This window comes from Robertmurraya siralis (assembly GCF_005502275.1).
Taxonomy (GTDB): Bacteria; Bacillota; Bacilli; order Bacillales; family Cytobacillaceae; genus Robertmurraya; species Robertmurraya siralis.
The window spans coordinates 115,489-129,933 of record NZ_SWLZ01000001.1; the positions used below are offsets into that span (position 1 = coordinate 115,489).

The following is a 14,445-nucleotide window of genomic DNA, read 5'->3' on the forward strand; positions in this document are numbered from 1 at the left end:
GGTTGTACATCCTAAAAATCAATTCAAGTAGGAGGCTAATGATAGAATGACCGGAAAACAAGAACTAAAAAACTATTTAATTCAAGAAATAGAAAACCATAAAGATGAATTAATCGACTTATGTAGTCAACTAATTAAAATTCCTAGTGAAAATCCACCAGGAGATTCAACAGAGATTACTACTTTTATTGATCAATATTTGAAAAATGTGGGAGCAGAAACTGCTTGGCATGAGGCAACAGATAAAATGTACAATCTGGTTTCAACGATTGGCGAAAATAAAGGTGGAAAACACTTAATTTATTGTGGTCATTCTGATGTCGTTCCGACAGGTGATCACACAAAATGGGATTTCAATCCTACTTCTGGTGAAGTTGTAGATGGATGGTTGCTTGGACGTGGTGCTAGTGATATGAAGGCTGGTTTGGGAGGGATCATTTTTACATTTGCGCTCTTAAAAAAGTTAAATATCAACCTCCCGGGTCAATTGACCTTAGCCATTGTCCCTGATGAAGAGACAGGTGGAGAATTTGGTGTTCCTTGGTTATTAGAACGCAAAATTATTCAAGGAGATGGCTGTTTAATAGCGGAGCCTTCCTCTCGCTATAATCCTACACTTGGTCAGAAGGGTTCATACTGGTTTAAGCTCAAAGTATATGGAGAACCAGGGCATGGTAGTCTATCCCCGCTGGCTGGAAATAATGCCATTATTAATATGATTAATGCGATTAATGAAATCCGAAAATTATGGGAATTAGATATTGACATACCTGAAGAGGTTATGCCATTAATAGAGAGATCGAAGAGATATATGCGAGAAGTTGAAAAGGATCGTGAGCCTTTTCAAGCCGTACTAGATCATGTCACTGTAAATATCGGGAAGATTCAAGGTGGGACAAAATCAAATATGATTCCCGAGAGCTGTGAAGTAGAAGTTGATTGCAGACTTCCGTTCGGTATTACTCAGGAGGAGGTAACAGCATTTTTACACGAAAAGCTCAATTCATTAGGAATTGAATATGAATTGACTCGTTTTGGCTTCCGCAGTAATGCCAACTATACAAGCGACGAAGAACCTATATGTAAAGCCATTGTCGATAATATTACCCACGTGACAGGACATGAGGCCTATGGTGTCATGCAATGGGCCAGCAGTGATGCTCGCCATTTTAGAAATCATCATATTCCGGTACTTCAATATGGACCTGCTTATTTGCCAAGTATTCACGGTTATAATGAGAAAGTGAAGGTAGAAGATATTGTAAGATGTTGTAAGGTTTATATTGCTGCAGTCATTGACTACCTTTACGAACAAGAAACAATGTAAAATACTACTATGGTGCATATTGGCATATTTCTAATATGCACCATTTATTATTTTTAGGAGGCAATTCTTTAGATGTTGAAAACATTGAGCCTATCATTAGAGGTATTAAAAATGTTTACAAAAGAAAAACCAACTTGGGGGGGAAGAGAATTAGCAGCTGCACTAAACGAAAATCATACGAAAACCTATCGAATTTTAGAGACTTTCGAAAAGCACAAATTTTTAATCAAAAATAAAGAAACAAAGAAGTATTCGCTTGGGTTTGCTGTATGGGAACTTGCGAATACAGTAACAGAGCTTTTCAACATAAACGAACTAATACATCCCATTTTAGAAGATTTAAGTGAAAGCACGAATGAATCAACATTTTTAATGATAAAAGATGGAGATGAGGCAGTAACATTTGACGCAGTAGAGGCGAGAACAACAGTGAGATTTTCCGTTTCAATCGGAAGTCGCTCTCCCTTATATGCTGGCGCTTCATATCGCTCCATATTAGCACATTTGCCGTCAGAATATATTGAGCAGTATTTAGAACGGGAACTGATTAAATACACGGATAAAACAATGGTAGACCCAAAGGTAATTAAGGAAGATTTGGAGTTAATTCGTAAAAACGGATATGCTGTAAGCAAAGGTGAATATACGGAAGATGTGATTGCTGTTGCGATGCCGCTATTCTATAAAAATACGATATTTGGCTCGATTACTGTGTCAGGCCCAAAATACCGCATAAACGATGAACAGATCGAAATGTTTATTACAAGATTACAAGAAGCAAAAAATGAAGTTGAAAAAGTGGTAGAAAAGCATGGAGCAAACTTTGGTTTATTTTAAAAGAGAACAGATCAGTAGTTTTTATTATGACCTTGCTCTCTTTGTAAAGAAAGGAGAAAGTAAATATGAGTTTAATAGAGAATGCCAAATCTGTTTTGCTACAAAATTTAACAGTTAAAACAAATGAATCCGTTCTCATTATTACGGATGATGACAAAGAGGCAATTGCCAACTTATTCTATCAAGCTGGTAAAGGGGTTTCAAAAGAAGCTGTTCTAGTCAAAATGCCAACGCGAAATAAATCTGGTGAAGAACCTCCACAGATGATAAGTTCTTTAATGAAATGTGCTGACGTGATATTATGCGTGACTGAACATTCGTTGACACATACAAACGCTAGAAAGAATGCATCCGAATCTGGCGCGAGAATAGCGACGATGCCTGGAATTACGTTAGATATGCTGGAAAATGGTGCAATTACTGCTGATTATCATGAGGTTGAAGCACTTACGGAAATGTATGCTCAACGATTAGATCAAGGTGAAGAGGTCAGAATTGAGAAGGATGGACATGTGCTGACTTTCTCTATTAAAGGAAGGAAAGGAATTAGAAGTACAGGAGTTTTTAAGGAAAAAGGGGAGTCAGGGAACGTGCCGTCAGGGGAAAGTTATATTGCACCGATTGAAGACTCTGCGAATGGCAGCTTACTGATTGATGGTTCGATCAGTAACATTGGTGTTCTTGATGAACCGATTATGTTAAAGATTGAACAAGGCCGATTGGTTCAGGCCACAGGTGAAACGGGGCAAAGATTACTGGATTTATTAGGTGATGGAGCTGGTAGAACGATCGCGGAATTTGGAATCGGTACCAATAAAAAAGCGAGGTTAACAGGAAACGTTTTAGAAGATGAAAAAGTATTTGGAACAGTACATATTGCATTTGGAAGCAATAAATCCTTTGGTGGTAGAACTGAAGCTGGTGTACATATCGACTGCGTCATGAAAGAGCCGATTGTATGGATTGATGCGGAGAATGTATTATCTTCCGCTTTAGGATAGCAAGTTATCTGTTTTTAAAGCGAGGTTTTATTTGCCTTGGTGATTGTTCAGATGGATCGCTCTTATTTTGCTGTCCATAAAAAGAGCAAGCATGAATTGATTCATGTAATATAGAGCGAATTTGCAGCTTGAAAAAAGAAGAGTGGTCGAACCACTCTTCCGAATGTTATTTGTCTGAAGCTAATTTGGAATAAAGCTTGAGGTTAATAAATTGCCCTTTCGACTTCTCTGCTTCTCTTAATGTTCCTTCATAAATAAATCCAAGTCTTTCAATTAGTTTTATGGAATTTCTGTTTTCAGGTTCAATTTTGGCTTCGACTCTATTTATGTTTAAATCGTTGAAGGCATAATGAATGAGAGAAGTGATGGCTTCCGCAGCGTAACCTTTCCCCCAATATTTCCTCCTCAGATCATAGCCAATTTCCGCTTTAGCATTGTCATAGTCGATAGCATTGAAGCCGCAAGTGCCTATTATTTCTTCTGAATCTGCTTCAATGATTGAATAGCGAATCGCTTCATTATTTTGCGAGAGTGTTTCAAATAATTGAATCATTTCTTCAACTTGTTTCATGCTTGTAAAGCGATCAATATTCATATATTTCGTTACTTCAGGATCAGACCAAATTTCAAAAAGTTGAGCTTTGTCTAAAAAATTCATTTTTCTTAAAAATAAGCGTGGTGATTTAATTTCTGTAATCAATATTTTACCTCCAGAATGTTTTTTTGGCGATGAATATTGATATCTGCGCATAGTTCAGTCCCTTCGATAGTTGTGCTTCCAGTATAACATACGATGCTTGATAAATTGTCTGTTAAAAAGTTTCAACCATTTCAAATTTCAATGTAAAAATCGACTTTTCAGTCATGATTAATTGGAGTTTGCAGAAAAGAGACTATTGGGAAGATGGAATTGAAATTAGTGCTATGCAAAAAGGTGATACCTAAATGCAATGGCGGGGGCTACCGCATTTGGACATCCAGTCGAAGCAAGACCTTGCCTCTTTAATTTTGGGAAAATTTTTATAAGAGTTCATTGTATAATGATGTTGCCGAAGGAGAAAAGCATATTTATAACGATTATTGTTTTTAAGAAAGGAGTTTGAGCATGTTAATAAAGCCGAAAAAATTACAGCCGGGTGATTGTGTGGCAACAGTAAGTCCTTCTTGGGGAGGAGCGGGTGAGCCACTACTTAAATGGCGTTATGAACAAGGTGTAAAAAGGCTAGAAGACATTTTTGGATTGAAAGTTATTCCAATGCCAAATAGTTTAAAGGGAGAGGACTATCTTTACGAGAGTCCACAAGCACGTGCGGAGGATTTGATGACTGCATTTACCGATAAACGGATAAAAGCAATTATTGCAAATATAGGCGGAGAAGATAGTATTCGATTACTTCCTTATATAGACTTTGACGTTATACATAAGAACCCGAAAATACTGATGGGATACTCTGATACGACCATTGCGCATTTGTTTTGTCATAAAGCTGGTGTATCTTCTTTTTACGGTCCAGCGATTTTAACTGATTTTGCCGAAAACGTGGAAATGGATCCATATACAATTGAAATGGTACAAAGAACGCTCTTTTCAAATGAACGGATTGGTGAAATTAAACCAGCAAAAGAATGGACCAGTGAGAGATTAGAGTGGATTGAAGAAAATAGGGAGCTTCGACGAACGATGCGGAAGAACAGTGGTTATGAAGTACTTCAAGGGACGGGTATCGTTCAAGGGCATTTAATTGGTGGTTGTATTGAAGTTTTAGAGTTTGTAAAAGGAACGGAGCTTTGGCCAGAAAATAAATATTGGGAAAATAGCATCCTATTTTTTGAAACTTCAGAAGAAAAACCAGAACCAAACCTTATAAAATATTGGTTGCGAAATTATGCTGTACAAGGCATTCTCAACAAAGTAAATGGAATTATTTTCGGTAAACCCCAGGACGAGGCTTTTTACGATGAGTATAAAGTGGAAATACGAAAAGTGATGAAAGAATTTAATTTACAAAACTTGCCAATTCTTTATAACTTAAATTTTGGTCATACTGAACCAAAATTCATCTTGCCATATGGCGCAATGGCAGAAATTAATTGTGACGAAAAGACTTTTTCGATCCTTGATAGTGCTGTGGAATAATTTAGAAAGTTGTATGCTCCATCTCTTTTCGGTCGAATAGCTGTTCAATTTGGATAGCCAGAAGTTTTCACCTTTTTGGTAGAATGTCTATATTATTCGGACATTCAAGAGGAAAGTGCATTATGTTCTGTCCGAATAGCGATTCAATTCGGACATTCAAGAGGAAAGTGAATCACGTTCTGTCCGAATAGCGATTCAATTCGGACATTCAGTAGGAAAGTGAATCACGTTCTGTCCGAATAGCGATTCAATTCGGACATTCAAGAGGAAAGTGCATTACGTTCTGTCCGAATAGCAGTTCAATTCGGACATTCAAGAGGAAAGTGAATCACGATCTGTCCGAATAGCAGTTCAATTCGGACATTCAAGAGGAAAGTGAATCACGATCTGTCCGAATAGCGATTCAATTCGGACATTCAAGAGGAAAGTGCATTATGTTCTGTCCGAATAGCGATTCAATTCGGACATTCAAGAGGAAAGTGTATTACGTTCTGTCCGAATAGCGATTCAATTCGGACATTCAAGAGGAAAGTGAATCACGTTCTGTCCGAATAGCGATTCAATTCGGACATTCAAGAGGAAAGTGCATTACGTTCTGTCCGAATAGCAGTTCAATTCGGACATTCAAGAGGAAAGTGAATCACGATCTGTCCGAATAGCAGTTCAATTCGGACATTCAAGAGGAAAGTGAATCACGATCTGTCCGAATAGCGATTCAATTCGGACATTCAAGAGGAAAGTGAATCACGATCTGTCCGAATAGCAGTTCAATTTGGACATTCAGTAGGAAAGTGAATCACGATCTGTCCGAATAGCAGTTCAATTCGGACACATAGTAGGAAAATCCATCTCATTCTTTCCGAATAGCGATTCAATTCGGAAAGCCAAAAAAAGTCCTCTCCAAAACGTCGCAAAAGTAAGCATCACATCCACTTATGAGACTGGAGGAAGACTTTTAATCGAGCACTTATTATTTGTCTAGTATCCACTATGAATAATTTACATCATTTTTTAGAAAGAGGTGTTTGAATGTTCCTTTTTAGTTGCAGTATGATTGGTAATCCATTTATCAACCTCTATTCCTTTCATCGGCTTGCTGTAAAAATAGCCCTGCATGACGTGGCATCCCAGTTGTGTTAGTGATTCAACGTGCTCTTGTTTCTCTACACCTTCAGCAATCACTTCAAGACCGAGATTTTCCGCCATCAAAACGATTGCATTGATAATGGCGCGTTTACTAGGTTTATCTAAGTCATGTGTAAATAATCGATCTAGTTTTAGCGTATCGATGGGGATTAGATCTAGGAGACCGATAGATGAATAACCAGTTCCAAAATCGTCCATTGAGACTTTTACACCTAAGGAACGAATATTATGGAGCTGGAAGATTACATCGTTCACGTCGTGAAGCACCATAGATTCAGTGATTTCTAATTCAAGTAAATGTGGTTCCAATTTTGCCTTTTCTAGTATTGTGTGAACCCATTCGCTTAAGCTATCCAACTGAAAGAGCCGTATGGAAAGATTGACAGAAACAGGATATATAATCCCTTTCGTTTGCCATTCTTTGCATTGAATGCATGCTTCCTCTAAAACCCAACGAGTAATCGACACGATGTATCCTGTTTCTTCTGCAACCGGAATAAATTCACTTGGAGAGATCGTTCCCAGTTTTGGGTGTTCCCAACGCAACAGTGCTTCAAAACCATATAAACGATTTTCTTTTACATTCCATTTTGGTTGATAGACGAGATAAAATTGTTTATTTTCAAGAGCGAGGCGAATATCTTTTTCTAATTCCATTTTTCGTACTTCTTTTATTCCCATTTCATCAGTATAGACACAATAACGGTTTTTTCCTAATCGTTTAGCTCTATACATCGCTGTATCGGCTTTTTTCAGGAGAACAGAACTATGTGAGTTCTCGATAGAACCTACACTGATCCCAATACTACTTGTAATATACAATTCATTTCCTTCAATGTGATAGACTTTTTTTATAACTTGTAAAATATTTTTAGCCAGTTGTTCTGCACGTTCTTGTTCGCAATTTTCCACAATAAATAAAAACTCATCACCGCCGATTCGAAAAACATGCTGATCTTTCTTAACGAAGTGGCGTAAGCGAACAGCAACTTCCTTTACTAGTAAATCACCTATATCGTGGCCCAACGTGTCGTTAATTGCTTTAAACTGATCTAAATCAATGAACAAAACCCCGATATTTTGAAAACCGACATTTTTTTCAAAAAAACGATTCATTTGATGACGATTGGGTAACTCTGTTAGTGTATCCTGATAGGCCATTTTCTCCAATACGTTGCGGTCAAAGAACATCGCGCCCCAAGAAACCAAGAGAATAATGATGATCGTAATCGTTACTCCATAAAGTAAAATAGGTTCGATTGTCTGGCTATGATGTGTCATCTCACTATGAGTGTAGAATTTAGCTGCTTTCATACCTGTATAATGCATGCCACAGATGGCAATGCCCATTATAATTGCAGATAACCATTTGATCCAACTGGAAGAGGACTGGTTCCGGAAACGAATAAACAAAAATAGTGCTGCATAAGAAGCGATAAGGGCAATAACAATAGAAGCAGCAACTAAGACGGGATCGTATGAAAGCTCATAGGGCATTATCATTGCTTTCATTCCTATGTAATGCATCGCTACAATTCCAGAACCCATGAAGAGGCCGCCTAATGCAATTTTAAACATATTAATATTTTTAGGCATAGTAATGTATAGGGCAATAAATGAAGAAACAGTGCTTGCTACTAAAGAAAATAAAGTAAGCCAAACATCATACTTCATACTCGTATGGAGGTGAAATGACAGCATTCCGATAAAATGCATCGACCATATCCCACTTCCCATCACTACGGAGCCTGATAATAACCAAAAATATTTTTGTTTTCTGCTTGAATTCGAAATCTTTGATGTGATATTTAAGGTGGAATAAGATGCTAAGATCGCAATCAAAACTGAAAGCGCAACAATATAGTAATTATAACTGCCTTCCACGTTCACTATAGTCAACTCCAAAATATAGAATTTCTATTTGATGACAATTTGTCCATTATTCCAATTTTAACCTTCCTTTCTGAACATTTTCTGAACAATTGTTATTTTAACACTCTTTTATAAAAAGCTTAGTATATTTCTGCTCGTTTTTATCAGGAATTTTGAAAAATAAAATATTGTCGCAAGTGGCCCTTTTGAAGGAACATAAAAATAGGGCAGAAGTGGAAACTTAAGAAAGAGAATTAAAAGGAGAATTTACTAAACTGGTCGATCAAATAATGATTGATTAGTCCTTTTTCATGCCCATCTAAAGATGTTTTTAAGGAAAGAGTTTCCGAGGTTGTAATGAGAGCGCCGGAATTTCCAAAGCCTAATAAAAAAGTGCCGAACATTGTTAGGCTTAACTTGTTCGGCAAAATGCATTATTGATGGAAATGACTTTCTAGTATCTTGCGCTTCTCAAAAAGCTTTTGAAAAGCATAATTTATTAATGAAAGTAAATAGAAAATGATAAAAATCGTTGTTGGTGTGTATTTTTTTAACTTATAGTGTCCTAATTTTTGAAATAAAGGATTCAAAAGATACGCAAAGATAAAATCAATAATTAAATTTAGAAAAGCATATAATGAAAACTTTTTATATGTAGAATGGAACACCCACAAATTGATAGTAAAGAATGGACCTAATATAAAAGCTAGTGCATCAAAGACCATATATTTATAGCCACCTTTAACTCGCCACCAGTTAAAGATGGGATTTAAAAGAGTTTGGATTAAAAGAATGGAGGAACAAAACAATGTCACGGGTAAGAATCTTTTGAAAGATTGTTTTGGAAGAAAAATAAATAAAATGGTCCATAAAACAATGGCATTAAATATTCTAAAAAAATTAACAAGCATAGCTGCCACCTCCAGTTTTTCTTAAATTGTGCTATTTATTTTGTTTATATTCCGAGTTATTCATAAAAAACAAAAAGAGTTCTAAAAGAAAATTCGGTTCACTATTGTTTGATTAATGACTCAATTTAATTAAAGTATTTTGTATTAGTGGTTGCTGTAATGTTTTTAGTGTTAGAGCATAGAATACCGCATTCTTCTTGGCTATTACCGATGACGAGGAGTTTGACGGAAAGAGAGGGAGCGTAAAGGCTTCATGAGAAAAATAGAAAAAGGATAAATAGCATTTTTACGGCTATCTATCCTTTTTCTATTGGTAAGAATTTAAGTTTTATTCAGTACTTGTCAAAAAGAGTCGTTACTCTATCCTTCAACTAAAAGATTATTTTTGGTCTGCCATTTTAACCATTCGATTTTACGAGTTTTTCTTGGAAGAAATTGTCGAATATATTCTTCGTTGTAGCCAACCAGCAGTCTTTTTTCATCCATAATAATCGGGCTTTTTAGTAATCTTGGATGCTTCTGGATGATTTCAAGTAGTTCGAGTAAAGATAATTCATCAAGATCTAAGTTCATATCCTTATAGATTTTTGATCTTGTCGCGATAATTCCTTCAGTTCCGTCTAATGTCATTCGAAGGATGGCTTGCAATTCTCCTATTGTAAGAGGTTCTTTAATAATATTCCGATCAACATAAGAGATTTCATTCTTTTTCATCCACTGTCTTGCTTTCCTTGTTGATTTACATTCTAAGCCATAAATGGTTACTGTCACTGTGCATTCTCCTCATTAAATTTTTTAAAAAATCTTTTTATTGTCGATATATGCCACGTTTTATTAGATCCATGCTGGTTGAAAATGCTTGTATAGCTTCTTCATCTGTTAACCCTTTTAATGTTTTCTCAACGAAATTATGAAAGGCAATAGCAGTTATAATTTTAAAGACATGTACTAGTTCATGATGTTCATTAATATTAAATCGACTTGTATCAATTAATTCGGTTATTTCTTTAAAGATTGTATGATCACGAGTTACATCAAACATATTGGTGAAGGAATTTTCCACTTTATTTGTCGTATATAAGAGAGCGTTCCGTAAAAAATTTCGCTCTTCTTCATTTGGTAAAATAGTGAGGAAGTAATGATACATTTCCTTCATAGCCTCAATCATATCTCCATTATGTCTTCTTAATAATGCTAGAAAATACACCTTCGTCTTTTTTAATTTTTCTTCTAATAAATATGAATAGAGATCTTCTTTATCCTCAAAGTATTGATAGAAGCTCCCTCTTGGAATACCAGCAGTTTTGATAATATTGGCAATAGAAGCTTCAAAAAGAGGGACTCTAGCAAATTCCTTCTCTGCTGCTTCAATCAATGTATGAATTTTTTGTTGTGAAAGGTTAAAAAACGTTTGTTTAGGCAATGTTCTTTCCTCCAACCTCGATCCATATGACATCGTGTCATATTTCCGTTGTTTTAATAATATATGACAGTGTGTCATATGTCAAATGATTTATGACACACTGTCATAATTTCATCATCTCATTGTTGATGAATGGTTGAAAAAAATAGGCCCGCTTCATTGTTATTTCTAATTTGCACAATGGTTACAAGTTCAATCATGCAAAAATCAAAGTGATTTGTTAAGTGGAGTTATCTGAAAAAAAAAGACGAGGTACTAAATGCAAAGAGTATGGATTTTCCTTCATTTAGGGATGGTGTTGACTGCATAACCGATCGTTATACCTCACTGAGCATTAAAGGAGGAAAGCGAGAAAAAGATTGAAATAGCTGGTGGTGTCTTTGAATTTCCTTTAATGAGAGTCTCAAAGGGAATATTGCCAATATGATGTTGGTAAAAATGTATGGGAAAGATGGGGAAAACTGATGGAAAAGGAGCCAAAGAAAGCGCCTTTTCCAATAGAAGAAATGTCCATTTTTTGTTAATTGCAAGACTCATATTCCATTTTCAGGTTGTCAAAGATCGTCTGCACAGGAAGAATGTCTTCAATTTCAGCGACTCTTGCCCCTGCAAATACGAGGCCATTTTCGCAATCTCCGTTCATGGATGTGACTAAAGAATCCATCGTGCAAAAGCGATAGGAACAATTTTTTAGGCAATCAATGCATTTCTTGATTTTCACCTTTTTATCGCCACTTATCAGCTCAGAAAATCGGTTCTTAATTGCTCGTCCTTCCAGCCCTACGGTAGTTTTAACCATGATGATGTCTTCTTTTTTTGCCTGAACATATTTTTCTTTAAAAGTGAGTGGTGCATCGCATTCGTTGCTTGCAACAAATCGAGTCCCCATTTGAACGCCGGATGCTCCCATTTGCACCGCACGAGCGATGTCCTTTCCCGTCATGATGCCCCCAGCAGCAATCACTGGAATTTTTACAGCTTCAACAACTTCCGGTAATATCGCAAATAGCGGTCGCTCAGTTCCTAAATGTCCACCTGCTTCATGACCTTCTACTACGACAGCTGAAGCACCGAGCCGTTCTGACATTTTTGCCAGTCTGGCGGTTGAGACGATAGAGATGACGGGTATGTTTGCTTCTTTACCCCAGCTATACATATCCCTAGAAATTCCAGCTCCAGAGATAATAAAATCCACTTTTTCTTCGAGTGCCACTTTCATTTTTTCTGCAAAATCGTTCATCGCAAATAGAACGTTTACGCCAATATAGCCTTCATTTTTAATGGCTGCTTTTGCCTTCCTTATATGTAGCTTCAATTCCTCGATCGTAATGCCCGTTCCAGAAATAATACCAATTCCTCCAGCGTTTGCAACAGCTGATGCTAAACCACTTAACGAAATGCCTACCCCCATACCACCTTGAAGGATTGGAAATTTAGGAGCCATATGCCCGATTTTTAATTGTGGAAAATTCATAGGAAAACCCCATTTCTCAGGTATTTTTATTTCTCTTTATTATTCAATGGTTATCGCTAATTGAATAGTGACAAATATAATGCCTGGTCTTAAAAGTAGATGATAATTATTGAGATTTCACAAAATGTTCAAATATATTCTTTCCTATTTGGATTGTTGGTAAGATTGCAGGTCCAGCAATGATTAGTTGAAGGCGTTGTTTAAAGCAATGAAGAAAGCTTGGTGGGTGAACGGCATCCTTTTGCTTAAACGGCGATGTAAGGAAGAGAAGCTACATTAAAAAATAATCGACTTCAGGATCTGTTATATTTTATTGCCTTTTAATGATGAAAAATTTGACAAAATCGGTTATTTAGCCAAATTAGCTCTGCTTAGGAAAAAATTGGCGCAGTGATTTTGCGTAACCGCCTAATAAATTAAGAGGGAATGAAAATTCTCCTGACCATAAGCGAAGGACACTGAATATTCGTTTACTATCGTACCATTGCTTTTGAAAAGTGAAATTGGTAAAAAATAACACGATTGTTCAGAAGAGATGATGGTGCATACAATGGCATCAGAGGTGATGAATATGGTTAAATTTTTTATAGATCCTGGACATGGTGGGTCGGATTCAGGTGCTGTCGGTAACGGATTAAGAGAAAAGGATTTGACTTTAGCCATTGCATTAAAAATACGCAATTTACTCCTCAATTATGAAAATACGGAAGTAAGATTAAGTCGGGTTAACGATATATTTGTATCACTATCTGAACGTGCACGATTAGCTAATTCGTGGGGAGCCAATTACTTCTTGTCCATTCATATTAACAGTGGAGGAGGCACAGGCTTTGAGACGTTTATTTATAACAGCCCGAGCAGTGCCACACTATCTTATCAAAATGTGATTCATCCGGCAATCTTAAGTCAACTAGGATTACGCGACAGGGGAAAAAAACGAGCTAATTTTGCGGTTTTAAGAGAAACGAATATGCCGGCAATCTTAACGGAAAATGGATTTATTGATCATGCGGATGATGCAAATAAATTAAAAACAACTGCTTTCTTGAATAAGGTTGCCACGGGGCATGTGGCCGGATTGGTTAAAGCGTTTGCGCTCAAACAAAAGAGCGGGACACAGCCTGTTTCAACACCAAAACCTGTAACAAGACCATCAGGGATTGTCAGCAAACCAGTCTCCGTTTTTCAGCAGTGGTTAAATGAAAAATATAAAACTAGTTTAGTTGTTGATGGAATCTATGGGGAAAAGACAAAGACCGCAGCTATTAAGGCGCTGCAAACGGAACTTAATAAACAATACAACGCTCGTTTAGTTGTTGATGGAGTTTGGGGTTCAAAAACAAAAGCTGCTATTCGTTCAGTTGGTAAAGGCGCAAGAGGAAACATCGTTTTTATCATTCAAGGGTTGCTCTATTGCTTAGGTTATAGCCCACAAGGATTTGATGGGGTTTTTGGCGATAACACTGGGTTCGCTGTAAAGGCTTTTCAAAAGGATCGGAAGTTATCGCAAGATGGAATTGTTGGAAAGAACACGTTTGAAAAACTGCTCTCATAAAGGTCAGAGACCTCCCTGATTCATGGGAGGTTTTTACTCATTTATTTAGGCTTTATTAGATAATAAAGTAGATAAAACGACTTTTGGTTCATTTTGTGTGAAACCTTAGTTTTACACGTCTTTCAGTTTTGCTGAAAGGTTCTCTCTGATTTTATGAAATCAAAGAGAACATTAGCCAGAAATCAACACCGACATCTAACAAACCCTTGTATTAAGTTAGAAATAACTGCAAACTATCTTTCATAGTGGGATTTAATAAATGGGAAACCGAAAGGGCGCGTTTTTCATGTCTTTTTAGTCCATGAGAATTTTCGTGAGAGCGATTGTCAAAAAGGAGAAATAATATTTTATTGGTTTTATTTATTCTTGATTTTTTGTCACAAATTATGGCTGATTGCACCTAGACAACCCCCTGATAGAATTTTATACTGAATGTAATTTAATAGTTTCCATTGATAGGTATTGGATACATCGTTATCCAATTTAAGAGGGAAGTTCGGTGAAAATCCGTCACGGTACCCGCCACTGTAATTCGAAACGACCTGCTTTAATGCCACTTTCTTAACGGAGAAGGGAAGGCGCAGGAAGTGTTGAAGATAAGTCAGGAGACCTGCCTAATCAATGAACACAACGAAACCTACGGGATAATAGGGAGGTGTTTGCAAGAATACGGTAGTTTCATATGTTTGCAAGTTTATTGGAAACATATACAAATATATTCTGGGCATTCGAACCTATGGTTTGAATGCCTTTTTTGCATCA

At 36.6% G+C, this 14,445-nt stretch carries 12 protein-coding genes, 1 pseudogene and 1 riboswitch; of the genes and pseudogenes, 6 read left to right on the forward strand and 7 right to left on the reverse strand.

Annotation, left to right across the window (positions count from 1 at the left end; translation table 11 throughout):
- The first annotated feature begins 46 nt into the window (after nt 1–46).
- From FCJ93_RS00540 to FCJ93_RS00550, 3 genes are all read left to right on the forward strand, one after another.
- Nucleotides 47–1,327 carry a M20 family metallopeptidase gene (locus tag FCJ93_RS00540; protein ID WP_137742722.1) on the forward strand — a complete coding sequence of 427 codons (1,281 nt, stop codon included), beginning with the start codon at nt 47–49 and terminating at the stop codon, nt 1,325–1,327.
- Nucleotides 1,328–1,399: 72 nt separating this feature from the next.
- Nucleotides 1,400–2,164 carry an IclR family transcriptional regulator gene (locus FCJ93_RS00545; protein WP_095311144.1) on the forward strand — a complete coding sequence of 255 codons (765 nt, stop codon included), beginning with the start codon at nt 1,400–1,402 and terminating at the stop codon, nt 2,162–2,164.
- A 65-nt stretch (nt 2,165–2,229) separates the two neighbouring features.
- Nucleotides 2,230–3,165: an aminopeptidase gene (locus FCJ93_RS00550; RefSeq protein WP_137742723.1), complete on the forward strand. Its 936-nt coding sequence runs from the start codon at nt 2,230–2,232 to the stop codon at nt 3,163–3,165.
- 166 nt (nt 3,166–3,331) lie between these two features.
- Here the strand turns inward: FCJ93_RS00550 and FCJ93_RS00555 are convergent, their stop codons facing one another.
- Entirely contained in the window at nt 3,332–3,865 is a 534-nt protein-coding gene (locus FCJ93_RS00555; RefSeq protein WP_137742724.1) for a GNAT family N-acetyltransferase, read from the reverse strand.
- Nucleotides 3,866–4,270: 405 nt separating this feature from the next.
- Here FCJ93_RS00555 and FCJ93_RS00560 point away from each other — a divergent pair, with 405 nt between their 5' ends.
- Nucleotides 4,271–5,302, forward strand: coding sequence for a S66 family peptidase (locus tag FCJ93_RS00560; protein WP_137742725.1), 1,032 nt, complete (start codon nt 4,271–4,273; stop codon nt 5,300–5,302).
- 1,011 nt (nt 5,303–6,313) lie between these two features.
- Here FCJ93_RS00560 and FCJ93_RS00565 read toward each other — a convergent pair.
- The 5 genes from FCJ93_RS00565 to FCJ93_RS00585 all read right to left on the reverse strand — a co-directional run bounded on the left by FCJ93_RS00565 (nt 6,314) and on the right by FCJ93_RS00585 (nt 12,128).
- Nucleotides 6,314–8,332 carry a bifunctional diguanylate cyclase/phosphodiesterase gene (locus FCJ93_RS00565; RefSeq protein ID WP_137742878.1) on the reverse strand — a complete coding sequence of 673 codons (2,019 nt, stop codon included), beginning with the start codon at nt 8,330–8,332 and terminating at the stop codon, nt 6,314–6,316.
- 422 nt (nt 8,333–8,754) lie between these two features.
- Entirely contained in the window at nt 8,755–9,231 is a 477-nt protein-coding gene (locus FCJ93_RS00570) for a hypothetical protein (protein ID WP_137742726.1), read from the reverse strand.
- Between the two features lie 360 nt (nt 9,232–9,591).
- Entirely contained in the window at nt 9,592–10,002 is a 411-nt protein-coding gene (gene spx / locus FCJ93_RS00575; protein ID WP_095311119.1) for a transcriptional regulator Spx, read from the reverse strand.
- Between the two features lie 37 nt (nt 10,003–10,039).
- Nucleotides 10,040–10,654, reverse strand: coding sequence for a TetR/AcrR family transcriptional regulator (locus FCJ93_RS00580; RefSeq protein ID WP_095311117.1), 615 nt, complete (start codon nt 10,652–10,654; stop codon nt 10,040–10,042).
- A 520-nt stretch (nt 10,655–11,174) separates the two neighbouring features.
- On the reverse strand, nt 11,175–12,128 hold the full coding sequence (locus tag FCJ93_RS00585; protein WP_137742727.1) for an NAD(P)H-dependent flavin oxidoreductase: 954 nt from the start codon (nt 12,126–12,128) through the stop codon (nt 11,175–11,177).
- Nucleotides 12,129–12,699: 571 nt separating this feature from the next.
- Between FCJ93_RS00585 and FCJ93_RS25315 the strand changes: the two are divergent.
- Nucleotides 12,700–13,239, forward strand: a pseudogene (locus tag FCJ93_RS25315) (N-acetylmuramoyl-L-alanine amidase); the annotation flags it as partial.
- Between the two features lie 273 nt (nt 13,240–13,512).
- Nucleotides 13,513–13,683: a peptidoglycan-binding domain-containing protein gene (locus FCJ93_RS25320; RefSeq protein ID WP_268951548.1), complete on the forward strand. Its 171-nt coding sequence runs from the start codon at nt 13,513–13,515 to the stop codon at nt 13,681–13,683.
- Nucleotides 13,684–13,894: 211 nt separating this feature from the next.
- Here the strand turns inward: FCJ93_RS25320 and FCJ93_RS00595 are convergent, their stop codons facing one another.
- Nucleotides 13,895–14,083: a hypothetical protein gene (locus tag FCJ93_RS00595; protein WP_095311111.1), complete on the reverse strand. Its 189-nt coding sequence runs from the start codon at nt 14,081–14,083 to the stop codon at nt 13,895–13,897.
- A 40-nt stretch (nt 14,084–14,123) separates the two neighbouring features.
- A riboswitch (cobalamin riboswitch) is annotated at nt 14,124–14,316 on the forward strand.
- The last annotated feature ends 129 nt before the right edge of the window (nt 14,317–14,445 follow it).